This is a genomic window from Streptomyces bobili, assembly GCF_002154575.1.
GTDB classification, from domain to species: Bacteria; Actinomycetota; Actinomycetes; order Streptomycetales; family Streptomycetaceae; genus Streptomyces; species Streptomyces bobili.
In genome coordinates this window covers 1-3,199 of the sequence record NZ_MUBA01000040.1, presented here as the reverse complement: position 1 = coordinate 3,199, position 3,199 = coordinate 1, and the positions used below count along the sequence as shown (strand labels likewise).

Below are 3,199 nucleotides of genomic sequence, written 5' to 3'. Positions count from 1 at the left end.
GTTCGCGGGAGGTGGGGAAGCGGATGTCATGGGTGTCGACCGCGATGACGCGGGCGGGGTCGCGGGCGGGGTTCGGGGACGCCATGCCGCATATTTATCAGACCACTTGCCGTCGCGGACATCCCCCGGACGGTAAAATGGCGCATTCAGTGCGCAGTGGTCGGACCACTTCTGGTGGAGGCCGCGCGCGCCCCGGCGACAGGAGAGGTGACGTGAACGAGTCCCCGCCCGCAGGGCCGCCCCCCGCCCCGAAGGGCACGGTGACGCAGCGGGCCATCGAGCGGATCAAGGCGATGATCGGCGAGGGCCTGCTGGAGCCCGGCCAGCGACTGCCGACCGAGCGCGATCTCGGGGTGCAACTGGGCATCTCGCGCAGCTCGGTGCGCGAGGCGGTCCGGGCCCTCACGGTCATGGGGGTGCTGGAGGCGCGGCACGGTTCGGGCATCTACGTGACTCAGCTCCAGGCGGGCGATCTGCTGGAGACGTTCGGCGTGGTGGCCGATCTCTCGCGGGGCCCGCGTCTGCTGGAGCTGCTGGAGGTGCGGCGCGTCCTGGAGTCGACGGCCGCCGCCCTGGCCGCCGCCCGCATCACCCCCGGGCAACTCGAAGCGGTGGGGGGCCACTTGGCGGCCATGAACGCCACGGACGACCCGGACGAGATCCTCGCCCATGACCTCGCCTTCCACCGCGAGATCGCGGCCGCCGCCGGCAACGAGACGATGGCGGCGATCCTGGAGGGTCTGTCCTCCCGCACCTTCCGCACCCGCGTCTGGCGGGGCTACCAGGAGGAGGGCGCCTACGCCCGCACCCGCCGGGAGCACGCCGCGATCCACCGCGCCCTGGCCGCCCGCGACCCCGAGGCGGCACGGGCGGCTGCCGGCGCGCACGTGGGCGAGGTCGAGCGGTGGCTCCGGGACCAGGGCGGGCCGTGAGGGCCTCTCGACGCGGCGCCGCCCGCGAGGCACAGTTCTCCGTACGTACTCGCGGGTAGCGCCCCGCACGCCCGCACACCGAGGAGCGCCTGTGACCGAGTGGGTCGGCCGTACCGCCGTGGAGATCGCCGCCGCCGTACGCGAGAAGCGGACCGAGCCCCGTGCCGTGGTGGCGGAGCATCTGGACCGGATCGCGCGGCTGGACGGCCGGATCGGGGCGTTCCGGGTGGTGCGGGCGCGGGCGGCGCTCGCGGAGGCCGACGAGGTGGCGGCCCGCGGCGACCGCGACCGGCTGCCCCTGGCGGGCGTCCCGGTGGCGGTCAAGGACAACCTCGCGGTGCGGGGCGAGTCGACCCGCGTCGGCTCGGCCGCGACCCCGGACGCCCCCGCGGGCGCGGACCATGTCACCGTGGCCCGGCTGCGCGCGGCCGGCGCGGTGGTGGTGGGCCTGACGAACGTGCCGGAGCTGTGCGTCTTCGGCACCACGGAGGGCGTGCACGGCACCGCCCGCAATCCGTGGGACACCTCGCGCACGGCGGGCGGTTCGTCCGGCGGCAGCGCGGCGGCGGTGGCCGCCGCGATGGTGCCGGTCGCCCTCGGCAACGACGGCATGGGCTCGCTGCGCATACCGGCGGCCAACTGCGGCCTGGTCACGGTCAAGCCGGGGCACGGTGTGGTCCCGGCGGGGATCGGCGACGGCGACTGGTTCGGGATGTCGGAGAACGGTCCGCTGGCGACGACGGTCGAGGACGCCCGCCTGATGCTGTCGGTCCTCGCGGACACCGAGGTCGCGGCGGAGCGGGAGTCCGGGGCGTTCAGGATCGCGGTCTCCGTGCGCAGCCCGCTGGCGGGGGTGACGGTGAGCGGGCCGTACGTGGCGGCGGCGCGCGAGGCGGCCGGGGCGCTGACACGGGCCGGGTATCAGGTGCGGCGGGCCGATCCGCCGTATCCGCTGTCGCTCGGCGTCACCTCGCTCGCGCACTGGACGGCCGGTACGGCGGTCGACGCGCGGTCGCTGGACGCGCGCCTGCTGACCCGCCGCACCCGTGTGCACGCGGCGCTGGGGCGGCGGTTCCTGACCGGGGTGCGCGGCGGCACGGCGCGCGAGGAGCTGCGCCGACGCCTGGAGCCGTTCTTCGCGGAGTACGACGTGCTGCTCACGCCGGCGCTGGCGCGGCGCTCTCCGAGGTCGGCGCCGTGGCACGAGCGGGGTTGGCTGCGCAATGTGCTGGCGAACACCAACTACTCGCCGCTGACGCCGCCGTGGAACCTGACCGGCTGGCCGGCGATGGCGGTCCCGGTGGGCACGCTGCCGTCGGGTGCTCCGACCGCCGTGCAACTGGTGGGACTGCCCGGCTCGGAGGCCCTGCTGCTGCGGGTGGCCGGGCGGTTGGAGGAGCTGCGGCCCTGGCGGCGGACGGCGCCGCTCGACTGAGGAGCGGCCGGGGCCGGCGGGGGCCTGCTGTCGCGGGATCCTGTGTCGCATGGGCGTGCCGTTCGCACGCCCATGCGCTCGGCTTCAGTCGACGCTGGGCAGGATGTGGGGTTCGTTGAGGTCTTCCTCGTAGCCCGCCAGTCGGATGGGGGCGGAGCGTGCCCACACGTCGAGGCTGCCGATCTCCCCGGGCCGGCGGCCCGCACGCTCGGTGCGTTCCTTGGGGCGTTGTTCGCGATCCGTCTTCTCCGGTGTCACCGCGCACTCCTTATGTGTCGGTCACCCTCGGGGCGTGCCGGTCGGTCTGCGGATCCGGCGCCTGGCGCTCCCTCGGGTCTGGCTCAAGGGCAGTTCTGACGCGGTGGCGCCGGCAAACTCCTCAAGGAGCAGGCCGCTGTGAACCGGCTGTCCCATGACGGACGGTGGGTGTGGGGTGGCACTCCGTCCTGCTGTCCGTCGGCTACAGAGTAACCAGATGAGCGGGATACCGCTCGATCGGGCTGAAAATTTGGGGTAACCATGGCAAGTCACCCACATGTCCCCGCAGATGATTCAACGCCTTCGCCCCGGTAAGCACCCTTTGACCTTCACCCGTACGGCGTACACGGGCGCACAGGCGTCGGTTCACCGTCGACCAGTTCAGGTCCCGTTGGCCCGGCCGCAAGGTCGCCATGCTCTGCTGGCGTACCGCTACGGCTGTCTCGCGGGAGGACTGACGCATGGAGCTGCGCAGCGTCGAGGAGCTGATGGACCTGCTCCGCACGGGGCGGGGGGTGTGGGACACGCCGGCCACCGGGGCGCACGAAGCGCGTGGGGCCGGCGTGTCCCACAC

3 protein-coding genes are annotated in these 3,199 nt (G+C 73.8%); 2 read left to right on the top strand and 1 reads right to left on the bottom strand.

Annotated features, from left to right (window positions below; all coding sequences use genetic code 11):
• Positions 1 to 212 precede the first annotated feature (212 nt).
• Together BZL64_RS03940 and BZL64_RS03935 are read left to right on the top strand one after the other, a co-directional pair.
• Complete coding sequence (locus BZL64_RS03940; protein ID WP_244205168.1) at positions 213 to 932, top strand: FadR/GntR family transcriptional regulator; 720 nt, start codon at positions 213 to 215, stop codon at positions 930 to 932.
• A gap of 91 nt (positions 933 to 1,023) precedes the next feature.
• Positions 1,024 to 2,367 carry an amidase gene (locus BZL64_RS03935; protein WP_086766183.1) on the top strand — a complete coding sequence of 448 codons (1,344 nt, stop codon included), beginning with the start codon at positions 1,024 to 1,026 and terminating at the stop codon, positions 2,365 to 2,367.
• Between the two features lie 84 nt (positions 2,368 to 2,451).
• Here BZL64_RS03935 and BZL64_RS38900 read toward each other — a convergent pair whose 3' ends face one another.
• Positions 2,452 to 2,625: a hypothetical protein gene (locus BZL64_RS38900; RefSeq protein WP_107430199.1), complete on the bottom strand. Its 174-nt coding sequence runs from the start codon at positions 2,623 to 2,625 to the stop codon at positions 2,452 to 2,454.
• Positions 2,626 to 3,199 lie beyond the last annotated feature (574 nt).